Origin of the sequence: Actinoplanes sp. NPDC049599 (assembly GCF_044465625.1) — a bacterium.
In the GTDB taxonomy this organism is placed as follows: Bacteria; Actinomycetota; Actinomycetes; order Mycobacteriales; family Micromonosporaceae; genus Actinoplanes.
This window is the reverse complement of the sequence record NZ_JBITLX010000006.1, coordinates 400994-422874: the sequence shown is the minus strand read 5'-3', so window position 1 is coordinate 422874 and position 21881 is coordinate 400994. Positions and strand designations below refer to the sequence as shown.

The window sequence follows — 21881 nt, the reverse complement described above, 5'->3', positions numbered from 1 at the left end:
CCCGGCGTCGATGACGCCGGGCCTTTCCCCGCCCGAGCTGTCCGTCACCGCGCCTTGGCCCGGCGCCGGGCCACCCAGCGGGCGAGCTCGTCGGCGCCCCAGACGACGACCGGGAACGGGGCGATCATCGCCAGGTGCGACCAGCCCAGGGCGGCCGTGCCGAACACCTGCTGGAGCAGCGGGACGTAGATGACCGCGGCGGTGAAGGCGAGTTCGAAGGCGAGGCCCCACAGCAGCAGCGGGTTGCTGCGCAGCCCGATGGTGAACAGCGACGCCCGGTCGGTGCGGGCGGCGAACGCGGTGCCGATCTGGCAGGCGACGATCCCGGCGAAGGTCACCGTGGTGGCCTGCAGGTAGGCGTGGTGCAGCGCGCTGCCGGGCCCGGTGGGGTCGCCGGGATGCCAGCCGGCCCGCCCCAGCGTGACCAGGTACGCACCCAGGACCAGGACCGCGGAGACGCCGCCGAGCAGCAGCCAGGCCCGCAGCAGCAGCCGGCGGTCGATGACCCCGGTGGTCCGCGGCCGGGGCCGGCGGCTCATCAGCCCCGGCTCCGCGGGCTCGCGGCCCAGCGCCAGCGCCGGCAGGGTCTCCGTGCCGAGGTCGATGGCAAGGATCTGCAGCACGGTCAGCGGCAGCGGCACCGCGCCGCCGGAGAGCGCGAAGAGCAGGAACGGCACGACCTCCGGCACGGCGTGGGCGAAGATGTACAGCACGAACTTGCGGACGTTGTCGAACACCCGGCGGCCGGCGTGCACGGCCGTGACGATGGTCGCGAAGTGGTCGTCGGTCAGCACCATCGTCGCGGCCTCGCGGGCCACGTCGGTGCCGGAGCGGCCCATGGCGATGCCGATGTCGGCGTGCCGCAGCGCCGGTGCGTCGTTGACGCCGTCGCCGGTCATCGCCACCACGTGGCCGCCGGCCCGCAGCGCCTCGCAGATCCGCAGCTTCGCCTCCGGCGAGGAACGGGCGAACACGATCTCGTCCCGGCCGGCCACCAGCTCGTCGAGCGCCGTGTCGTCCAGCCGGTCCAGCTCGTCGCCGGCGACGATCCGGCCGCCGGCCGTGCCGATGCCGACCTGCCGGGCGATGGCCGCGGCGGTGGGCCCGTAGTCACCGGTGATCACGTGGATCCGGATGCCGGCGCGGTGGGCGGCGGCGACGGCCTCGGCGACACCGGGCCGGGGCGGGTCGACCATGGCGATCAGGCCGAGCAGGATCAGCGCCGACTCGGCGTCGCCACGCTCGTCCGGGGCGGCCGCGCCGGGATCGAGGGGCCGGTGCGCGACGGCCAGCACGCGCAGGCCGTCGGCGGCGTAGCGGTCCAGCACCCGGCCGAGCCCGGCGCGCCACCCGTCGGTGAGCGGTTCGGCGCTGCCGTCGGCGCGGCGGACCCGGTCGCAGCAGGCCAGCACCGACTCGGGCGCGCCCTTGGTGTGCACCGTCAGGACGCCCGCCTGTTCGTCGACGGTGGACATGCGCTTGAGGTGGCCCTCGAAGGAGAACACCGCCCGCCGGGCCGCGTCCCGGGCGGGCGGGCTGACCCCCGCGGTCAGCTCGGTCGCCAGGCGCAGCAGGGCCAGTTCGGTGGGATCGCCGGCGTGCGGGTCGGCGGTCGTGCAGGCCGCCGCGGCGCCGGCCAGCGCCTGGGCCCGGGGGTCGGCGCGGGCGTCCGCGGTGGCGACGTCCTCGCCGTTCAGCCACAGCCGGGTCGCCCGCATCCGGTTCTCGGTCAGCGTGCCCGTCTTGTCGGTGCAGATCACGGTCGTCGACCCGAGGGTCTCCACCGCCGACAACCGCTTGACGACCGCGCCCTTGCGGGCCAGCTCGCGCACGCCCACCGCCAGCGCCAGGGTGATGATGGGCAGCAGGCCCTCCGGGACGTTGGCGACGATCAGGCCGATGGAGAAGCCGATCGCCGCGCTCCAGCTCAGCCCCGCCCAGATGCCGGCGGGCAGGAACGCCGCACCGGCCACCACGGCCACCACGGCGATGATCCAGGTGGCCCGGCGGACCTGGGTCTCCAGCGGGCTGCGCTGGGCCCGCCCGCGCTGCGACAGGGCGGCGATCCGGCCGAGCTCGGTGTGCATCCCGGTCCGGACCACCACGGCCCGGGCGCCGCCACCGACACAGGTGGTGCCGCTGAAGACCAGGTCCGCGGCGTCGAACAGGGAGCCGGTCGCCGGCGCCGGCCCCGCGGACCGGATGACCGGGATCGACTCGCCGGTCAGCGCCGACATGTCCACCGTGACGGCCCCGTCGATCAGCCGGGCGTCGGCGCTGCACCGGTCCCCCTCGGCGACCACCACGACGTCGCCCGGCACCAGGTCGCCGACCGGGATCTCGGTGCGGTCCCCGTCGCGCACGGTCGACGCGGTCTCGGGCAGGAACGCGGACAGCGCCTCCACCGCCCGTTCCGCCTGCATCTCCTGGGCGAACGCGAAGCCGGCGTTCAGCAGGATCACCGCCACCACCGCCACCGCCAGCGCCGGGCTGCCGCCGGCCCAGGCCAGCCCGGCGGCCACCGCCAGCAGGACGGCCAGCGGCTGGGTGAACTGGGACAGCAGCTCGGCGGGCCAGCGCCGCTGGGTGTGCCGGGACAGCCGGTTCGGGCCGTACACCAGCAGGCGGTGGGCGGCCTCGCGGGAACTCAGGCCGGCCGTGGAGGTCCGCAGGTCCCGGAACAACGCGGCCAGCGGCTCGCGGGCGTCCGGGTCGTCCGGGAGCTGCAGCGGGGGTGCCGGCTCCGCGCCCGCGGGCGCGGAGCGGCTCATGACTCCTCGCTGCTGTCCGGCAGCAGCACCTCGGCGAGCGGGCGCCGCGGGGTGGTGACCGCCGGCCGGCCGTAGCCGACCCGCAGCACCATCTGGGCCCACTTCCCGCTGCCGCTGGCGGTCAGCAGCCGCCGCACGCCCGGGATCTCCACCGGCTGGCTGATCGGCGTGGTGGCCAGGTTCAGCCAGGTCGCGGTCAGCAGCACCCGCTGCAGGGCCTGCCCGGCGTTCACCCAGTGCCGCGGGGTGTCGCCGTCGGTGGCCAGCACCATGATCGTCGGGTACGGCTCGAACTGGGCGACCGCCCGGTCGAAGCGCGGCTGCAGCAGGCCGAAGTCGCGGATCGGCAGGATCTCCAGGGCGTCCCACGGGCCGATCGCCGTCGCCGGCACCCCGTCCCGGCGGCCCGCGTGCGGACTGGTCCATCGGGCCAGCTCGGCGCGGTAGCGGCCCTTCGACCGCAGCGCCCGGTCGGCCTCCTGGGACAGGCTCAGGATGGCGTTCCGGCTGACCGCGTTCGCCACGGTGAGGGTCCCGCCCTCGCGGCGGGCGGCGTCCGCCAGCCGTTCCACCGCGTCGGCCGGGACGACCGACCGGGCGAACGGCCACCGGTTGGTGTGCCGGTGCGGGATGGCCGCGACCAGCGCCTCGGCCGCCGGGGTCGGCGCCATCGGCTTGCCGACGCGGACCCGGGCGACGAGGTCCGGCTCCTCCTCGACCGGGAAGAGCTCCAGGTCGCTGAGGTGCCCGGCGCCGCGGATGGCCAGCCGCAGGGTGAACACCGCGGCACCGACGCTGATCAGCAGCTCCCGGCCGGCCGGGTCGAGCACGTCCAGCCGCCGGCGGGGGTCGGCGTACACGTCGACGCTGTCCGCGCTGATGCGGAAGCGCCACGGCTGGCTGTTGTGCAGGGAGGGAGCGGCCGTCGCCGACCGCACGCACGCGGTGAGGTCGAGCGGGGCCGGGTCCGGCCGGGCGGGCTGTTGCGCTTGCTGGGTACCGATGTCGTTCATCGCCGGCCTCCTGCGCTCTGTGTCTCCGCTCATCACAGCCCCGCCGGTGCCCGGGCAGACAGGGCCGATGGTCCCGGGAGCGCGGTTCCCCCGCCGAACCCGTTCGGGCGGGGTCCGATTCGGGACCAAAGACCCTGCCACCGAACGGACACGACGGGTGAAGCTGGAGTGACACTCAGCGCACCGAGGCGAGGAGATCCGTCGTGAAGACCACCCTGGAGGAGCCGGCCGTCGACGAGATCGCGGCGGCGATCCGGCAGCGGTTCCCGGACGACCCCGCCCGCACCGAAGCAGGCGAAGAACGGCCCGGCGCCGTGCTGGTCCACGGCAACGCCGCCGGCTCGCGCGGCTCCGTGGTGGTGGCTGCCGTCGACGACGACACCTGCCCGGGCCGGGTGCTGAGGTACGCCGCCGCCGAGGCCCGCCGCCGGGGTGTGCCGCTGCGCGTGGTGCACGTGTGGACCGGGCGCCCCACGGCCGTCCCCGGAGTCCGCCGGGCGCGGCTCGACCAGATGTCCGACGCCGACCTGCTGCTCTCCGAGGTGCTCTACGACCACCTCACCCCGGCCCAGGCCGACGCGACCGAGCGCGAGATCCTGCACGACCCCGACCCGGGGCGGGCGCTGGTGGCGCTGAGCGCCGAGGCCGCGCTGCTGGTGGTGGCCGCCCGCAGCACGCCGGCGGGCGACGGCGACCCGCTCGGCGGGACCGTCCGGGAGCTCCTGGGCCGCACGGCGTGCCCGCTCGCCGTGCTGCCGCCGGACGGCCCCGCACCGGTCAGGCAGCCGCGCTGGTGACCAGCGCGGGATCGACCACGACGACGGGACAGTGGGCCCGCCGGGACACGGCGTCCACCAGGGCTGCCGCAGCCGCCCTGGTGGGCCGCTGCACGACCAGCAGGCCGCAGCCGCGCGACGCGGCGGCGAGGATCACCGCCGGATCGAGCCCGCGGCGCACCGATGTCGTGACCGGCACCCCCGGATACTTCTCCGACCACCGCTGCACCAGGTCGGCCTGCCGGACGCCGTCCTCGGCCGGGACCTCGCCGGTCAGCGTCACGAGCAGCCCCACGGCACGGTCGTCGGCCTCGGCGAAGGCGTATCGCAGCGCCTCCTCGGCCGGCGCGGCACCCAGGACACCCACCAGGACGGGGCCGACCGGTCCGGCCGGCCCCTGCACCTGAACTGACACGGCTCCCCCTCAGCTCACGATCCCGTGGTTTCCTGGATCGTCACGGCACTCACCCCGGGCACGGTGCGGGCGAGGACGGTCACGACGGCCCGCTGGGTGTCGTTGACGAACTCACCGGTGACGGTGGCGACGCCGCCGTCCACCGTGGCCTGCCAGCGGTGCACCCCGTCGGCGTACTCGTCGAGCCGGTGCTGCACGTCCCGGCCGATGACGTCGTCGCTGCGCACCATCGTCCGCAGGATGTCGCGGCGGCTGATGATGCCGATGACGTCGCGGCCCTCGACCACCGGCAGGCTGCGGACGTCGTGCCGGAGCATGACGTCGGCCACCTCCGCCACGTCGAGGTCCGGCGTCGCCGTGTACGGCTCCTCGGCCATCACCTCGACCACCGTGCCCGGCCGGCGGTACGGCGCCAGGTCCGGATCCCGGCGGAACTGGCTCTCCGGGTCGCCGGGCACCCGGTGCCACAGCAGATCACCCTCGCTGACCATCCCGACCAGGGCGCCCTGGGCGTCCACCACCGGCAGGGCGGTGACCGACTTGCTGGTCATCAGCTCGGCGGCACTCTCCACCGGCGCGTTCTGCCAGACGACATGGACCGGGGTGGTCATGATGTCCTTGACGCGCATGGCGTCACCTCCGCTCGGCCAGCAGCTTGGTCAGGTCGACCAGCCGGTTGGTGTAGCCCCACTCGTTGTCGTACCAGCCGAAGACCTTGGCCAGCCGGCCGCTCGCCTGGGTGAGCTGGGCGTCGAAGACGCAGGAGGCCGGGTCGCCGACGATGTCCGTCGAGACGATCGGCGCCTGCGTGTAGCGGATGATGCCGTGCATCGGCCCGCCGACCGCGGCGGCCTGCTCGACGGCCGCGTTCACCTGCTCGACCGTCACCTCGGTGCCGAGTTGCAGGGTCAGGTCGCTGATCGAGCCGTCGACGACCGGGACGCGCAGGGCGACGCCGTCGAGCCGGCCGGCCAGCTCCGGCAGCACCAGGCCCACCGCCTTGGCGGCGCCGGTGCTGGTCGGGATGATGTTCACCCCGGCGGCCCGGGCCCGGCGCGGATCCTTGTGCGGGGCGTCGAGGATGTTCTGGTCGTTGGTGTACGCGTGCACGGTCGTCAGATATCCGTGCTCGATGCCGAACGCCTCGTGCAGCACCTTCACCAACGGCGCGACGCAGTTGGTGGTGCAGGAGGCCCCGGAGATGATCTGGTGGCGCAGCGGGTCGTAGCTGTCCGCGTTGACCCCGGGGACCAGGGTCGCGTCCACGCCCTTGCCCGGCGAGGAGATCAGCACCCGCGACGCGCCCGCCTTGAGGTGCAGCGCGGCGTCGTCCCGGGTCCGCAGCTTGCCGGTCGACTCGATGACGAGGTCGACGCCGAGGTCCGCCCACGGCAGCTGCTCGGGTGAGCGCTGCGCGAAGACCGGGATGCTGTGCCAGCCCACGTTCAGGGTGTCGTCGGTGTGGCTCACCCCGGCGTCCAGCCGGCCGAACGTCGAGTCGTACTCGAGCAGGTGGGCCAGCGTGCCGGTGTCGTACAGGTCGTTGATCGCGACCACCTGGAAGCCCGCATTCGACAGGTCCTTGTCCAGCAGGGCGCGCAGATAGTTGCGGCCGATCCGGCCGAATCCGTTGATGGCGATGCGATAGGTCATCGTTGCCTCCAGGCTTTGTCGTCCCCTCCAGCCTCTGCCCCGCCGGCATGCCGTGGCAGGGTCCAAAGTCCCCGGAGAACGGGTGCTGCGACCCGGGCGTACGCGCCGCCGGTGGAGCACGCTCGATGCAGCGGGACATCTCCCCTACTCACCCCCCAGAGCAGCCGTCCGGCCGGGGCAAACGGCGGTCAACCCGGCCGGGCGGCTTTCACCGCCGAGCCCGACCAGTGAGGTGACGCCATGGGGCCGTCCGGGCAGCCGGCGGTGCTGGAGACGCACACCGCTGTGCTCTTCTTCCTCGGTGACCGGGTCTACAAGCTGAAGAAGCCGGTGGATCTCGGCTTCCTGGACTTCCGCAGCCGCGCCGACCGGGAGCGGGTCTGTCACCGCGAGGTCGAGCTGAACCGCCGCCTGGCGCCCGACGTCTATCTCGGGGTCGCCGACATCCACGGCCCGGACGGCACCGTGTGTGACCACCTCGTGGTGATGCGCCGGCTGCCGGCCGAGCGCAAGCTGTCGACCCTGGTCCGGGCGGGCGCCCCGGTCGCCGACGACCTGCGCCGCCTCGCCCGCCTGCTGGCGGCGTTCCACGCCACCGCCGCGCGCGGCCCGGCGATCTCCGCACACGGCACCCGGGCGGCCCTGCTCGGCCGGTGGGACGAGACGTTCGCCCAGCTGCGGCCGTTCCACGGTGGCGTGCTGGACGCCGGCGCCGCCGCGGAGGTCGAGGACCGCACCCACGAGTTCCTGGCCGGACGCGAGCCGCTGTTCGCCGGCCGGGTGGCCGGCGGGCACATCGTGGACGGTCACGCCGACCTCATCGCCGACGACATCTTCTGCCTGGACGACGGGCCCCGGGTGATCGACTGCCTGGAGTTCGCCGACCGGCTGCGCCACCTCGACGTGCTCGACGACGCCGCCTTCCTGGCCATGGACCTCGAACACCTCGGCGCCGCCGAGCTGTCCCGGTCCTTCCTCGACGCCTACGCCGAGTTCAGCGGCGACCCCGCGCCGGCCGCGCTGCGCGAGCACTACCTCGCCTACCGGGCCTTCGTCCGGGCCAAGGTCGGCTGCCTGCGCCATGCCCAGGGCGACCCGGCCGCCGCACCCGAGGTGGCCGCCCACACCGACCTCACCCTGCGGCACCTGCGCGCCGGCACGGTACGCCTGATCGTGGTCGGCGGCCCGCCCGGCACCGGCAAGACCACGCTGGCCGGCCGGCTCGCCGACCGGCTCGGCGCGGTGGTGCTCAGCAGCGACCACGTCCGTAAGGAGCTCGCCGGCCTGGCTCCCGCCACGAACGCGGCCGGCGCCTACCGGCAGGGCATCTACACGCCGGCGTGGACCGAGCGCACCTACGCGGAGCTGACCGGCCGCGCTCGCCGGCTGCTCGAACGCGGCGAGACCGTGGTGCTGGACGCGTCGTGGACCCGGGCCGGGCACCGCGACACGGCACGGGCGCTGGGCGTCGAGACGCACAGCGCCGTGACCGAGCTGCGGTGCGCCGCGACGGCCGCGACGATCGCCCGGCGGGTCGCCGCCCGTACCGGGGACGCCTCGGACGCGGACGCGGCCGTCGCCGCCGCGCTGGCCGCCGAGGCGGATCCGTGGCCGCGGGCGCAGCCGATCAACACCGAGCTGCCCCCCGGGCGGGCCGCGGACCGGGCGCTGGCGGTCATCACCGGCGCGCCGGCGCCGGCGTGAGCACGCCGCGGAAGACCGGCTCGGGCGCGCGGGACGTCCGGCCCTGTTGGCCGGGCCACGCCGGGCGGTACCACCAGTAGGAGACGACGAACGCACCGAGCGAGTGAGGGTGAGCCGGATGGCCAGGTATGTGTACGACTTCGCAGAGGGCAACAAGGACCTCAAGGATCTGCTCGGCGGCAAGGGCGCCAATCTCGCGGAGATGACCCGGATGGGGCTACCGGTGCCGCCCGGCTTCACGATCACCACCGAGGCCTGCCGTGCCTACCTGCGGACCGGATCCGTGCCGGCCGGGCTCTTCGCCGAGGTGCAGGAGCACCTGCGGCTGGTGGAGGCGCGGATGGAGAAGACCCTCGGCGCCCCGCGGGACCCGCTGCTGCTGTCGGTGCGTTCGGGCGGCAAGTTCTCGATGCCCGGCATGATGGAGACGATCCTGGACATCGGCCTGACCGATGCCAGCGTGCAGGGGCTGGCGGAGCAGAGCGGCGACGAGCGGTTCGCCTGGGACTCCTACCGGCGGCTCATCCAGATGTTCGGCAAGACCGTGTTCGGCGTGCCCGGCGAGGACTTCGAGTCCGAGCTGGCGGCGGCGCGGGCCGGTGCCGGCGTCGCGTCCGATGCCGAGCTCCCGGTGGCGCAGCTGCGCGACCTGGTGCAGGCGTACAAGAAGGTCTTCCAGCACCACACCGGCCGGGACTTCCCGCAGGCGCCGCACGAGCAGCTGTTCCTCGCCATCACCTCGGTCTTCCAGTCGTGGAACGCCGAACGCGCCGTGCTCTACCGCCGGCAGGAACGCATCCCGCAGGACCTGGGCACCGCCGTCAACGTGATGGCGATGGTGTTCGGCAACCGGGGGCCGGACTCCGGCACCGGCGTCGCCTTCACCCGTGACCCGGCCACCGGCCGGCGCGGCGCCTACGGCGACTACCTGCAGAACGCCCAGGGCGAGGACGTGGTCGCCGGCATCCGCAACACCGTCGGCCTGCAGGAGCTGGCGGAGCTCGACCAGCAGAGCTACCGGCAGCTGCTGTCCGTCATGGAACGGCTGGAGCAGCGCTACCGCGACCTGTGCGACATCGAGTTCACCATCGAGCGGGGCAAGCTGTGGATGCTGCAGACCCGGGTGGGCAAGCGCACCGCGGCCGCCGCGTTCGTCATCGCCGCGCAGCTGGTCGACGAGGGCACCATCACCCTGGACGAGGCGCTGCAGCGGGTCACCGGCGAGCAGCTGGCCCAGCTGATGTTCCCCAGCTTCGACATCTCGGCCGCGCCGCCGCCGCTGACCACCGGCGTGCCGGCCTCGCCCGGCGCGGCGGTCGGCGAGATCGTCTTCGACTCCGCGCACGCCGCGGCGGCGGACCGCCCGGTGGTGCTGGTCCGGCCGGAGACCAACCCCGACGACCTGCCCGGCATGATCGCCGCCCAGGGCATCCTGACCAGCCGGGGCGGCAAGACGTCGCACGCGGCCGTGGTGGCCCGCGGCATGGGCAAGACCTGTGTCTGCGGCGCCGAGGAGCTGCGCATCGACCTCGCGGCCGAGACGGTCACGGTGAACGGCACGGTGCTGCACGCCGGCGACGTGCTGTCGCTGGACGGCACCACCGGCCGGGTGTATCCCGGGGCTGTGCCGGTGCACCCCTCCCCCGTGGTCCGGTACTTCGAGGGTGAGCTCTCGCCCGCGAACGACCCGCTGCTGGCGGCGGTGCAACGGCTGATGACACACGCCGACCACACCCGGCGCCTCGGCGTGCACGCGAACGCCGACACCGGGCCGGACGCCGCCCGGGCCCGCCGGTTCGGCGCCACCGGCGTCGGCCTGTGCCGCACCGAGCACATGTTCCTGGGCGAGCGCCGGGAGCTGGTGGAACGGCTGATCCTGGCCGACGACGACACCGAGCGGGACGCGGCGCTGGCCGCCCTGCTGCCGTTGCAGCGCGCCGACTTCGTCGAGCTGTTCGAGGCGATGGACGGCCAGCCGGTCACGGTCCGGCTCATCGACCCGCCGCTGCACGAGTTCCTGCCGGCGCTGGAGGACCTGACCGCCCGCGTCGCCCGCGCCGAGGCGCTGGGCCAGGACCCGGGCCACGACGGCGTGCTGCTGACGGCGGTCCGCCGGATGCACGAGTCCAACCCGATGCTCGGGCTCCGCGGGGTCCGGCTGGGCCTGGTCATCCCGGGGCTGTTCGCGATGCAGGTGCGGGCCATCGCCGAGGCGGCGGCGCAGCGCGTGGCCGCCGGCGGCGACCCGCGGCCCGAGATCATGGTGCCGCTGGTCGGCGCGGTGCAGGAGCTGGAGACGGTACGGACCGAAGCCGAAGCCGTGCTGCAGGCCGTCGAGGGCATCCCGCGGATCCGGATCGGCACGATGATCGAGGTGCCCCGGGCGGCGCTGACCGCCGGTGAGATCGCGCACGCCGCGGAGTTCTTCTCCTTCGGCACCAACGACCTCACCCAGATGACGTGGGGCTTCTCCCGCGACGACGTGGAGGGCGCGTTCTTCGGCCGGTACCTGTCGCTCGGCATCTTCGCCGTGTCGCCGTTCGAGACGATCGACGCCGGCGGGGTCGGCGAGCTGGTCCGGATCGCCGTCGAGCGCGGCCGGGCGGCCCGGCCGGACCTGACGGTCGGGGTCTGCGGCGAGCACGGCGGCGATCCCGCCTCCGTCCGGTTCTTCCACCGGGCCGGGCTCGACTACGTGTCCTGCTCCCCGTTCCGCGTCCCGGTCGCCCGGCTGGAGGCCGGTCGCGCCGCGTGCACCGCGGACTCCTCCGACAGCAGATAGGGAGACCCCCGATGACCAGCACGATCGACGGCCGGGCCGCCGTGGCGCCCGCCACCGGCACCGTCACCGTCCTGCCCGTGACCGAGGGCGAACGGCCGGTCGGCGCCTGGCTCGTCGGGCCCGGCACCGCGGTGTACCGGCCGGTCGTGGACGTGACCCAGCTGGCCGGCGTCGCCCTCGCCGTGGCCGGCCTGGCCGCCGCCGCGGTCGCCGTGGTGGCCACCGCCAACCGGCAACGCCCGGAGATCGGCGCGGTTACCATGGGCCCGGGCGGCTGGGTCAGCGTCAAACGCGCCGGGCTGCCGCCGCTGCGCTCCGGCACGCCGCGCCCCTGGTGGGCCCGGGTGCTCCGGGCCCACCGCCTGGTGCCGCGGCACTGACGGGAGGTCCCGCCGGGGCAGGGTCCATCGGCCCTGTCACCGGCGGGCACCGGTGCGCAGACTCGAGTTGGAGATCAACTGAGGAGGACGTCATGCGCGCAGCGGTTGTCACCGGCTTCGACCGGCCCCTCGAGGTCAAGGAGGTGCCCACGCCCGAACCCGCGGCCGGCCAGGTGCTGGTCCGGATCGAGGCCAGCGGGCTCTGTCACACCGACATCCACGCTGCCCGTGGCGACTGGCCGGTCAAGCCGACGCCGCCGTTCATCCCGGGCCACGAGGGCGTCGGCATCGTCGAACGGCTCGGCGCGGGCGTCACCGGGCACGCCGCCGGTGACCGGGTGGCCATCCCCTGGCTCGGCCACGCCTGCGGGACCTGCGAGTACTGCGTCACCGGCTGGGAGACGCTGTGCGAGGCACAGGTCAACACCGGCTACGGTGTCGACGGCGGGCACGCCGAGTTCCTCGTGGCCGACGCCGCCTACGTCGTGGCGGTGCCCGACGGCATCGACCCGGCCGAGGCCGCGCCGCTGACCTGCGCCGGGGTGACCACGTACAAGGCGGTCAAGGTCGGCGGGGTGACGCCCGGGGACCGGGTGGCGATCTTCGGGATCGGCGGGCTCGGGCACCTGGCGTTGCAGTACGCGCAGATCTTCGGCGGCGAGACCATCGCGGTGGACGTGACCGAGGAGAAGCTGGCGCTCGCCAAGCGGCTCGGCGCGGCGCACGTGGTCAACGCCGCCACCACCGACCCGGTGGCCGCCATCGAGGCGCTGGGCGGGGCGGACGTGGCCGTGGTGCTGGCCGCCGACCCGCGGGTCATCGAGCAGGCGCACGCCGCGCTGCGCCGGGGCGGCCGGCTGATCCTGGTGTCGCTGCCCAAGGACAACGCGATGTCGCTGCCGATCTTCCAGACCGTGCTGAAGGGCATCCGGGTGATCGGCTCGATCGTCGGCACCCGCGCCGACCTGGCCGAGGTGTTCCGGCTGCACGCCGCCGGGCGCACCCAGGTGCTCTACGAGGCCCGCCGGCTCGACGCCATCAACGCCTCGATCGAGGACGTGCTCGCCAGCCGGGTCCCCGCCCGCCTGGTGCTGCTGCCCTGAGCCGTTCCACCCAGGGTCGACGACACCGTCGCGCCCGCACCCGAAGGTCCCGGGAGGCTCTGCTTCCCGGGACCTTCGGCCCTGATCAAGATGCCTGCCGACCAGCGAGGCTGGAGGCAGAAACGAGGAGGAGAAATGGTGCAGGAACGCAAAGATGCCTGGCGCGAGTTCAAGGGTGAGACCTGGCAGCAGACGATCGACGTCGCCGGCTTCATCCACGACAACGTCACGCCATACACCGGCGACGCAGCGTTCCTGAGCGGACCCACTCCCCGGACGGAGCGGATCTGGCGTGAGCTGCAGCGGATGTTCGTCGAGGAGCGCCGGCGCGGCATCTACGACGTCGACACGCACACCCCGTCGACCATCACCGCGCACGTACCCGGCTACATCGACCGTTCCCACGAGCTGATCGTCGGGCTGCAGACAAGCGCCCCGCTGCGCCGGGCCATCATGCCCGCCGGCGGCCTGCGGATGGTCGAGGCCGGGCTCAAGGCGTACGGGTACGAGCTCGACCCGGCGGTGCACGCGATCTTCTCCCGCTACCGCAAGACCCACAACGACGGGGTCTTCGACGCCTACCCCGCCGACGTGCTGGCCGCGCGGCGCTCGCACATCATCACCGGGCTGCCCGACGCGTACGGCCGCGGCCGGATCATCGGCGACTACCGCCGGGTCGCGCTCTACGGCGTGGACCGCCTCATCGCCGAGCGCCGCGAGCGCAAGGCCGAGCTCGACGCCCAGCTGTCGGCCGAGGACGTCATCCGGGCCCGCGAGGAACTGGCGGAGCAGATCCGCGCCCTCGGCGAGCTGAAGGAGATGGCCGCCTCGTACGGCTCCGACATCTCCGGCCCGGCGACCACCGGCCGCGAGGCGATCCAGTGGCTCTACTTCGCCTACCTGGGCGCCACCAAGGAGCAGAACGGCGCCGCGATGTCACTCGGGCGCACCGCCACCTTCGTCGACGCCTACCTGCAGCGCGACCTCGCCGAGGGCACGCTGACCGAGACGGACGCGCAGGAGCTGGTCGACGACTTCGTGATCAAGCTGCGGATCATCCGCTTCCTCCGCACCCCCGAGTACGACCAGCTGTTCTCCGGCGACCCGACCTGGGTGACCGAGGCGCTCGGCGGCATCGGCTCGGACGGCCGCCCGCTGGTGACCCGCAGCAGCTTCCGCTACCTGCAGACGCTCTACAACCTGGGCCCGGCGCCGGAGCCGAACCTGACCGTGCTGTGGTCGCCGGCGCTGCCCGAGGGCTTCAAGAAGTTCTGCGCCCAGGTGTCCATGGACACCAGCGCGATCCAGTACGAGAACGACGAGCTGATCCGGCCCGCCTACAGCGACGACACCGCGATCGCCTGCTGCGTCTCGGCCATGCGGGTGGGCAAGGACATGCAGTTCTTCGGTGCCCGCGCCAACCTGGCCAAGACCCTGCTGTACGCGATCAACGGCGGCCGCGACGAGATCACCGGCGAGCAGGTCACCCCGCCGATGCCGGCGGTCACCGACGACGTGCTGAGCTACCCCGAGGTGGAGGCGGCGTTCGACCGCACCCTGGACTGGCTCGCCGAGACGTACGTGGACGCGCTCAACGTCATCCACTACATGCACGACAAGTACGCCTACGAGCGGCTCGAGATGGCCCTGCACGACCAGCCGGTGCACCGCTTCCTGGCGACCGGCATCGCCGGGCTCTCGGTGGCCGTCGACAGCCTGTCGGCGATCAAGTACGCCCAGGTCAAGGCGCTGCGCGACGAGACCGGGCTGGCCGTCGACTACGCCGTGGACGGCGAGTTCCCGACCTTCGGCAACAACGACGACCGGGCCGACGCGATCGCCGTCGAGCTGGTGGAGCGGTTCATGGAGAAGATCCGCCGCCAGCCGGCCTACCGCAACGCCGAGCCCAGCCTGTCGGTGCTGACCATCACGTCGAACGTGGTCTACGGCAAGCACACCGGCAACACCCCGGACGGCCGCCGGGCGGGCGAGCCGTTCGCGCCGGGCGCCAACCCGATGAACGGCCGCGACAAGCACGGGCTGGTCGCCGCGGCGCTGTCGATCGCCAAGCTGCCGTACCGCAGCGCCCGCGACGGCATCTCGCTGACCACCACCGTGACCCCGGACGGCCTCGGGCACAGCCGCGAGGAGCGGATCGCCAACCTCGCCGGGGTGCTCGACGGCTACACCGACGCCGGCGGCTTCCACCTCAACGTCAACGTGCTGGACCGGGCCACGCTTGAGGACGCCATGGCGCACCCAGAGAACTACCCGCAGCTCACCATCCGGGTGTCCGGCTACGCGGTGAACTTCGTCCGGCTGACCCGCGAGCAGCAGCACGACGTGATCTCGCGGACCTTCCACGGTTCGCTGTGACCACCATGGCCGCCGCGGTGACGGGGTCCGTCCACTCCTTCGATGTCTCGACCGGAGTGGACGGGCCCGGGACCCGCTTCGTCGCGTTCCTCGCGGGCTGCCCGCTGCGCTGCCAGTACTGCCACAGCCCGGACACCTGGTTCCAGCGCAACGGCGAGCAGACCGGGGTGGACGAGCTCGTCACGCAGATCCGCCGCTACGAGCGGTTCATCAAGGTCGCCGGCGGCGGGGTGACAATCAGCGGCGGTGAGCCCCTGCAGCAGCCGGCCTTCGTCCGCGAGGTGCTGACCCGCTGCAAGGAGATGGGCCTGCACACCGCCCTGGACACCAGCGGCTTCTACGGCGACCGGGCCGACGACGCCCTGCTCGACCAGGTCGACCTGGTGCTGCTCGACATCAAGTCGGGCGACCCGGAGACCTATCACCGGGTGACCAAGACCGGCGAGCTGGAGCCGACCATCCGCTTCGCCCACCGGCTGGCCGGGCGCGGCATCCCGATCTGGATCCGCTTCGTGCTCGTGCCCGGGCTCACCGACGACCCGGTGAACGTCGCCGCGGTCGCCGACCTGGTGGCCGCGATCCCGACCGTCGAACGGGTCGAGGTGCTGCCGTTCCACCGCCTCGGCGCGACCAAGTACGCGGCCCTGGGCATCGACTTCCCGCTCGCCCGCACCGAGCCGCCCGGCGCGGAGCTGATCGAGCGGGTGCGGGGCCAGTTCCGCGAGCGCGGGCTGAGCGTCTACTGACCGGGTCGCGGTGCCGTGCCGTGCGGGTGCTCGCCGAGCAGCTTGGTGGCCAGCACCGCGGCCTGGGTGCGCCGTTCCAGGCCGAGCTTGGCGAGCAGGCTGGAGACGTAGTTCTTGACGGTCTTCTCGGCCAGGAACATCCGGCCCGCGATCTCCCGGTTGGTCAGGCCCTCCGCCACGTACTCCAGGATCTTGCGCTCCTGGTCGGTCAGGGAGGCCAGCTCGCGGGGCTGCTCGACGCCGTGCCGGATGCGTTCCAGCACCCGCTGGGTCACCGCCGGGTCGAGCAGCGACTGCCCGGCCGCCACCCGGCGGATGCCGTCGACCAGGTCGGTGCCGCGGATCTGCTTCAGCACGTAACCGGCGGCGCCTGCCATGATCGCGGCGAACAGCGCCTCGTCGTCCTCGTACGAGGTCAGGATCAGGCCCTGGATCGACGAGTCGACGGCGCGCACGTCGCGGCACACGTCGATGCCGCTGCCGTCGGGCAGCCGGGCGTCGAGGACCGCCACGTGCGGCCGCAGCGCCGGGATGCGCCGGGTCGCCTCCTGCGCGGAGCCGGACTCGCCCACCACCTCGATGTCGCCGGCGGCCTGGAGCAGGTCGACGAGGCCGCGGCGGACGACCTCGTGGTCGTCGAGGAGGAAGACACGAATCATGCCTCTCTTCATACTCATCCCTCAGCCCTGTGCCAAGTTCAGGCGGGTGTTGACCCGGTCAACGGCGAACAAGACCGGCGAACAGGGTCGAATGGCCCTGCCGACCCGGGCCTGATCAGCGAAGCCTGGAGGCGCGATGCCCGACAGCCCCGAGGAGCCGATCGTGGACACCAGCACGGCCACCGCCAGCCGCGGCCTGACCAGCGCGGAGGCCGCCGTTCGACTGGCTGCCGACGGCCCCAACACGGTGGCCGCGCCCGCACCCCGCCGGCTGGTGGCCCGGGTCGGCCGGCAGCTGGCCGATCCGCTGATCGCGCTGCTGCTGGTCGCCGCGGTCGTCACCGCCCTGCTGGACGACCTGCCCGACACCGCCGTGATCGTGCTGGTCGTCGTCGTGAACACGCTGATCGGGGTGATCCAGGAGATCCGCGCGGACCAGGCTATCGCCGCGCTCGACCAGCTCGCCGCGCCGACGGCCCGGGTGGTCCGCGACGGTGCCGACCAGATCGTTCCCGCCGCGCAGCTGGTCCGGGGCGACCTGGTCCGGCTGGAGGCGGGCGACGTCGTGCCCGCCGACCTGGACCTGGTCGACGGGCAGCGGGCCGGCTTCGACGAGTCCGCGCTGACCGGCGAGTCGGTCCCGGTGCACCGGGACGCCGGCGAGGAGGCCGGCGCCGGCACGGTGCTGACCACCGGGCGGGCGGCCGGCCTGGTCCTGCGCACCGGGGCGGCGAGCTCGCTGGGCCGCATCTCGGCGCTGGTGGCCCGCACCAAGCCGGGCCCGACCCCGCTGCAGCGCCGGATCGCCGCCCTGGGCCGGGTGCTGGGCGGCACCGCGGTGGCCGTCTCCGGCGTCGTCTTCGCCCTCGGCGTGCTGGCCGGCGAGCCGATCGCCCGGATGGCGATCACGGCGGTCAGCCTGGTGGTCGCGGCCGTGCCGGAGTCCCTGCCGGCCGTGGTGACGCTGGCCCTGGCGCTGGGCGCCCGGCGGATGGCACACACCCGGGCCATCCCGCGCCGGCTGCACGCGGTCGAGACGCTCGGGTCGGTGACGGTGATCGCCTCGGACAAGACCGGCACCCTGACCCAGAACCGGATGTCGGTGCAGCGGGCCATCACCGCGGACGGGACCCACTACGCCGTCTCCGGCACCGGCTACTCCCCCGACGGCGAGCTCCGGCGCGACGGCGACCCGGCGGTGGCGCCGGCGGACCTCCGGCTGCTGGCCCGGGCGGGGCTGCTCTGCAACGACGCCGACCTGATCCCGCCGTCCGACGACCACGCGGAGTGGGCGGCCGCGGGCGACCCGATGGAGGCGGCCCTGGTCGCGTTCGCCGCCCGCTGCGGGCTCGCCACCGGCCCCGAGCGGGCCGGCACGCCGCGCGTCGCCGAGCACCCGTTCGACCAGGCCAGCCGGCGGATGACCACCGTGCACCGGCAGTCCGCCGGCGACTTCCTGGTGGTGAGCAAGGGCGCGCCGGAGAGCCTGCTGGCGGCGGGCACGGACACGATCCTGCTCGACGCGGCCGCGGAACTGGCCGCGGACGGCCTGCGGGTCCTGGCGATCAGCGCCGCCACCGCGCCGGCCCGGCCCGATCCGGCGGCGCCGCCGGCCCTGCGCCTGCTCGGCCTGGTGGGTATCGGTGACCCGCTGCGCGACACCGCGCGCGACACCGCCGCGGCGTTCGAGGCGGCCGGCGTACGGCTGGTCCTGATCACCGGTGACCACCCGGCGACCGCCGCCGCGATCGGCACCCAGCTCGGCATCCTCGCGCCCGGCGACCGGGTCGCCCGCGGCGACGCGGGCCCGCTGACGCCGGACGACATCGACCACGCCCGGGTGTTCGCCCGGATCCAGCCGGAGCAGAAGCTCGACATCATCGCCGAGCTGCAGCGCCGCGGTGAGGTCGTCGCGATGACCGGCGACGGGGTCAACGACGCGCCCGCGCTGCGGCGTGCCGACATCGGGGTGGCGATGGGCGGCGGCACCGAGGTGGCCCGGCAGGCGGCCGAGCTCGTGCTGGTCGACGACAACCTGGCCACCGTCTCGACGGCGATCGGCGAGGGCCGCCGGATCTACGACAACATCCGCCGGTTCCTGCGGTACGCGCTCTCCGGCGGCATCGCCGAGCTGCTGGTGATGCTGGCCGGCCCGTTCCTGGGCATGCCGCTGCCGCTGCTGCCCGGCCAGCTGCTCTGGGTCAACCTGCTGACCCACGGCATCCCGGGCGTGGCGATGGGCGCGGAACCGGCCGAGGCGGGGGTGCTGCGCCGCCGTCCCCGGTCACCGCAGGAGTCGGTGCTCGGCGACGGGCTGCTCCGCAGCGTGATCATCGGTGGCCTGTGCGTCGCGGTCGTCGTGCTGGGCGCCGGGATGGTGGCGCACCAGCTCGACCGGCCGTGGCAGTCGGTGATGTTCGTGGTGCTCGGGCTGGCCCAGCTGGGCGTGGCGCTGGCCGTCCGGGCCGTCCCCGAGCCCGGCACCCCGCGCAACTGGTCACTGCTGGCCGCGGTGGCGCTCTCCGGGGTGCTGCAGATCGCCGGCGTGCTGCTCGGGCCGCTGCAGACCCTGCTGGGCACCGAGTCGCTGACCCTGCCGGAGCTGGTGGCCTGCGGCGCCGTCGCGCTGATCCCCGGGGTCGCGCTGCGGGTCAGCCGGCGCTGGACCCGGTAGGCCCGGGCGGCGCCGGCCGGCACGGCGGCCTGGGACTTCCGGCCCTGCCTGCCCGCACCGACAGACCCGACGATGGGTGCAGAGGCACAGAGAGGGAGTACCGCCATGACCGCCAAGAGAATCATCGTCGGGTACGACCGGTCGGCCGACGCGCGCGCCGCCGCCCGCTGGGCGCTCGACGAGGCCGCCCGCACCGGCGCGCTGGTCGAGTTCTTCTACGCCTACGAATGGCCGGAGTGGGCGCCGGCGACCTCCACCGTCCCCGCCCCCGCGGTGTGGCCGGACGGCGAGACCGACCGGGCCATCAAGGGCGGCCTGCAGGAGGCCGTCACCGCGGCCGAGCGGACCCACCCCGGCGTCCGCACCGAGATCTCCATCGTGAACGCCAGCACGGCGCTCACGCTGATCGAGCGCTCCGCCGACGCCGGCCTGATCGTGGTGGGCAGCCGCGGGCACAGCGCCGTCGCCGGCCTGCTCGGGTCGGTCAGCGTCGCCGTCAGCGCGCACGCGCACTGCCCGGTGATCGTGGTCCGCGGCGGTGCCGCGCCGACCCAGCCGGTCGTGGTCGGCGTGGACGACTCGCCGTCCGCGCACCTCGCGCTCGACTTCGCCGTCGGGCAGGCCGCCGCGCGCGGTGTGCCGCTGCGGGTCATCCGCACCTGGCCGCCGGTCACCGGCATCTGGGAGGAGAGCCCACTGGTCACCCGCACCGTCACCGCGGACGAGCGCCGGCCGCTGGACGAGCTGGTCGCCGGCTGGCGCGACAAGCACCCGCAGCTGGAGATCACCGCCGAGGCCGTCGTCGACCACCCGGCCAACGCGCTCGCCCTGGCCAGCACGACCGCCCAGCTGCTGGTGGTGGGCACCCGGGGCCGCGGCGCCATCCGCGGCATGCTGCTCGGCTCGGTGAGCCAGCACCTGCTGCACCACTCCGCGTGCACCGTGGCCGTCGTCCGCGAGATGCCCACCGCATGACGACCGGGCCAAGAACCGCCGCCGGTTCTTCCGCAGCCCAGCCGCATAGATAGCATCAGCACATGGCAGACGACCGCACTACGGAGGGGCATCTCGATCCGCCCTCGCTCGGGCTGGGCCCGCTCAGCCGGGTCCGGCTCGACGAGCTCCTGCAGGAGATGCTCGACCGCGTCGGCGACGTCGTGACCAGCCGGGAACGGCTGCGCGCGCTGCTCGACGCCGTGGTCGGCATCAGCACCGACCTCGACCTGCGCAGCACCCTGCAGCGCATCGTGGAGGCGGCCTGCGCGCTCGTCGGCGCGCGATACGGCGCCCTCGGCGTGCTCGGCGACGACCAGCTGCTGTCCGACTTCATCACCCACGGCATCGACCCGGAGACGCACGGCCGGATCGGCGACCTGCCCCGCGGCCGGGGCGTGCTCGGGCTGCTGATCACCGACCCGCAGCCGGTCCGGATGCCCGACATCACGCGGCACCCGCGCTCCTACGGCTTCCCGCAGAACCATCCGCCGATGCACAGCTTCCTCGGCCTGCCGGTGCGCACCCGCGACCAGATCTTCGGCAACCTGTACCTGGCCGAGAAGCAGGGCGCCGACGAGTTCAGCGACGACGACGAGGAGATCGTGGGCGCGCTGGCCGCCGCGGCCGGCGTCGCCATCGACAACGCCCGGCTCTTCGCGCTCGCCCAGCGCCGGGAACGCTGGCTCTCCGCCACCGCGGAGATCACGAACGTGCTGGTCGGCACCGTGCGCCGCACCGAGGCGCTGCAACTGATCGCCCGCCGCGCCCGGGAGGTCTCCGAGGCCGACCTGGTGCTCGTGCTGCTCTACGACGAGGACAACCACCGCTACACCATCGAGGTCGCGGACGGCAGCGACGCGGCCGCGAAGGAGCTGGCCGGCCGGACCCTGCCGGTGGACTACGACACCGTCAAGGTCTTCGGGCAGGAGACGTTCCGGCTGGTGGACAACCTGCGGACGGCCGCCGAGTGGCCCGGGAGCGTGCCGGACGGGCCGGCCATGTCCGCGCCGCTGACCGCCGCCGGCACGCTGCACGGCGTGCTCATCGTCGCGCACCAGGCGGGCCGCGCCGCGCGCCCGGCCGACGACGCCGCCCTGCTGTCCAGCTTCGCCGGTCAGGCCGCGCTCGCCCTGGAACGGGCCCGCGCGCAGGACGAGCGCGAGCTGCTGGTGGTGCTGGAGGACCGCGAGCGGATCGCCCGGGACCTGCACGACGTGGTCATCCAGCGGCTTTTCGCCACCGGCATGCAGCTGCAGGCCGTCGCGCCGCAGACCAACCGCCCGGACATCGCCAAGCGCATCAACGCCGCCGTCGACGACCTGGACGCCACCATCCGGGACATCCGCCGGTCCATCTTCGAGCTCCGCGCCCCGGTCGGCACCACCCTGCGCACCGAGCTGCGCGACGCCATCGACGCGGCCACCGAGACGCTCGGCTTCCGCCCGGTGCTGGACGTCTCGGGGCCCGTCGACAGCGCGGTGCCCGACGACATCGCGCCGGAGATCCTCGCGGTGGTCCGCGAGGCGCTGACCAACATCGCCCGGCACGCGGACGCGACCACCGCCCGGGTGTCGATCCGTGCCGCGGACGGCGCGGTGGTGCTGATCATCGAGGACGACGGCGTCGGCATCGACCCCAGCCGGGCCCGCAGCGGGGTCGTCAACATGGGCGAGCGGGCCCATGACCTCGGCGGCACCTTCGAGGTCGGCCCCGGCGAGGCGGGCGGCACGACGGTGCTGTGGCGGGTGCCGATCACCGGCTGAGCCGCGCGCTGACCGCACCGGGCCGCGGACGGCCGGCGCCCGCGGGACTGGGGCCGTCCGGCCCGTCCCG

Annotated in this window: 16 protein-coding genes; 10 read left to right on the top strand and 6 right to left on the bottom strand. The window is 74.1% G+C overall.

What is annotated here, in order from left to right; genetic code table 11:
* Positions 1–44 precede the first annotated feature (44 nt).
* A complete protein-coding gene (locus ACIBQZ_RS14810) occupies positions 45–2771 on the bottom strand; it encodes a cation-translocating P-type ATPase (RefSeq protein WP_396089120.1) in 2727 nt (908 codons plus the stop codon).
* Entirely contained in the window at positions 2768–3784 is a 1017-nt protein-coding gene (locus ACIBQZ_RS14805; RefSeq protein ID WP_396089119.1) for an Acg family FMN-binding oxidoreductase, read from the bottom strand. Before ACIBQZ_RS14805 ends, ACIBQZ_RS14810 begins: the two co-directional genes overlap by 4 nt.
* Before the next feature lie 203 nt (positions 3785–3987).
* On the opposite strand from ACIBQZ_RS14805, the gene ACIBQZ_RS14800 reads away from it, so the two are divergent.
* Positions 3988–4581: a universal stress protein gene (locus ACIBQZ_RS14800; RefSeq protein ID WP_396089118.1), complete on the top strand. Its 594-nt coding sequence runs from the start codon at positions 3988–3990 to the stop codon at positions 4579–4581.
* Here the strand turns inward: ACIBQZ_RS14800 and ACIBQZ_RS14795 are convergent.
* The 3 genes from ACIBQZ_RS14795 to gap are packed head-to-tail and all read right to left on the bottom strand — an operon-like array spanning position 4562 to position 6628.
* Positions 4562–4975, bottom strand: coding sequence for a universal stress protein (locus tag ACIBQZ_RS14795; protein WP_396089117.1), 414 nt, complete (start codon positions 4973–4975; stop codon positions 4562–4564). The genes ACIBQZ_RS14800 and ACIBQZ_RS14795 overlap by 20 nt on opposite strands.
* A 14-nt stretch (positions 4976–4989) precedes the next feature.
* Entirely contained in the window at positions 4990–5604 is a 615-nt protein-coding gene (locus ACIBQZ_RS14790; RefSeq protein ID WP_396089116.1) for a CBS domain-containing protein, read from the bottom strand.
* Positions 5605–5608: 4 nt separating this feature from the next.
* Positions 5609–6628, bottom strand: coding sequence for a type I glyceraldehyde-3-phosphate dehydrogenase (gene gap / locus ACIBQZ_RS14785; protein ID WP_396089115.1), 1020 nt, complete (start codon positions 6626–6628; stop codon positions 5609–5611).
* A 240-nt stretch (positions 6629–6868) separates the two neighbouring features.
* Between gap and ACIBQZ_RS14780 the strand changes: the two genes are divergently transcribed.
* From ACIBQZ_RS14780 to pflA, 6 genes are all read left to right on the top strand, one after another.
* The gene (locus ACIBQZ_RS14780) at positions 6869–8332 is read left to right on the top strand and encodes an AAA family ATPase (protein ID WP_396089114.1); all 1464 of its coding nucleotides are present in this window, start codon (positions 6869–6871) and stop codon (positions 8330–8332) included.
* Positions 8333–8450: 118 nt separating this feature from the next.
* Positions 8451–11114: a pyruvate, phosphate dikinase gene (gene ppdK / locus ACIBQZ_RS14775; protein ID WP_396089113.1), complete on the top strand. Its 2664-nt coding sequence runs from the start codon at positions 8451–8453 to the stop codon at positions 11112–11114.
* Between the two features lie 11 nt (positions 11115–11125).
* On the top strand, positions 11126–11494 hold the full coding sequence (locus ACIBQZ_RS14770; RefSeq protein WP_396089112.1) for a hypothetical protein: 369 nt from the start codon (positions 11126–11128) through the stop codon (positions 11492–11494).
* A gap of 92 nt (positions 11495–11586) precedes the next feature.
* The gene (locus ACIBQZ_RS14765; protein WP_396089111.1) at positions 11587–12597 is read left to right on the top strand and encodes a zinc-dependent alcohol dehydrogenase; all 1011 of its coding nucleotides are present in this window, start codon (positions 11587–11589) and stop codon (positions 12595–12597) included.
* Between the two features lie 135 nt (positions 12598–12732).
* A complete protein-coding gene (gene pflB, locus ACIBQZ_RS14760; protein ID WP_396089110.1) occupies positions 12733–14973 on the top strand; it encodes a formate C-acetyltransferase in 2241 nt (746 codons plus the stop codon).
* A 17-nt stretch (positions 14974–14990) separates the two neighbouring features.
* Entirely contained in the window at positions 14991–15719 is a 729-nt protein-coding gene (gene pflA / locus ACIBQZ_RS14755) for a pyruvate formate-lyase-activating protein (protein WP_396089109.1), read from the top strand.
* Here pflA and ACIBQZ_RS14750 read toward each other — a convergent pair.
* Entirely contained in the window at positions 15713–16378 is a 666-nt protein-coding gene (locus ACIBQZ_RS14750) for a response regulator (RefSeq protein ID WP_396089108.1), read from the bottom strand. The genes pflA and ACIBQZ_RS14750 overlap by 7 nt on opposite strands.
* 136 nt (positions 16379–16514) lie before the next feature.
* Between ACIBQZ_RS14750 and ACIBQZ_RS14745 the strand changes: the two genes are divergently transcribed.
* The 3 genes from ACIBQZ_RS14745 (at position 16515) to ACIBQZ_RS14735 (ending at position 21811) form a co-directional block, all read left to right on the top strand.
* On the top strand, positions 16515–19052 hold the full coding sequence (locus ACIBQZ_RS14745) for a cation-translocating P-type ATPase (protein WP_396089107.1): 2538 nt from the start codon (positions 16515–16517) through the stop codon (positions 19050–19052).
* 105 nt (positions 19053–19157) lie between these two features.
* Entirely contained in the window at positions 19158–20027 is an 870-nt protein-coding gene (locus ACIBQZ_RS14740; RefSeq protein ID WP_396089106.1) for a universal stress protein, read from the top strand.
* Between the two features lie 62 nt (positions 20028–20089).
* Positions 20090–21811 carry a GAF domain-containing protein gene (locus ACIBQZ_RS14735; RefSeq protein ID WP_396089105.1) on the top strand — a complete coding sequence of 574 codons (1722 nt, stop codon included), beginning with the start codon at positions 20090–20092 and terminating at the stop codon, positions 21809–21811.
* Positions 21812–21881: the final 70 nt, after the last annotated feature.